Below are 237 nucleotides of genomic sequence, written 5' to 3'. Positions count from 1 at the left end.
CACCAGCGGTTGCGCCGACACCGCCGCCAACAACTGCCGGGTGTAATCTTCCCGGGGCACACGCAACACCGCCGGGGCCGTGCCCTGCTCCACCACCCGGCCCTTTTCCAGCACCAGCACCCGGTCGGCAATCGCCTCGACCACGGCAAAGTCGTGGGTGATAAACAACAGTGCCATGCCCTTGTCCTGCTGGATCTTGCGCAGCAGGTCGAGAATCTGCGCCTGGGTGGTCACGTC

The 237-nt window shown here is 65.4% G+C and carries 1 pseudogene; it reads right to left on the bottom strand.

Annotated elements, in window-relative coordinates:
- Nucleotides 1-237: pseudogene (locus tag HX846_RS39770) on the bottom strand (microcin ABC transporter ATP-binding protein); the annotation flags it as partial.

The organism is Pseudomonas sp. K5002, from assembly GCF_013386655.1.
GTDB lineage: Bacteria > Pseudomonadota > Gammaproteobacteria > Pseudomonadales > Pseudomonadaceae > Aquipseudomonas.
Note: the sequence above shows the minus strand (reverse complement) of the source record. Positions and strands in the feature narration are given on the sequence as shown.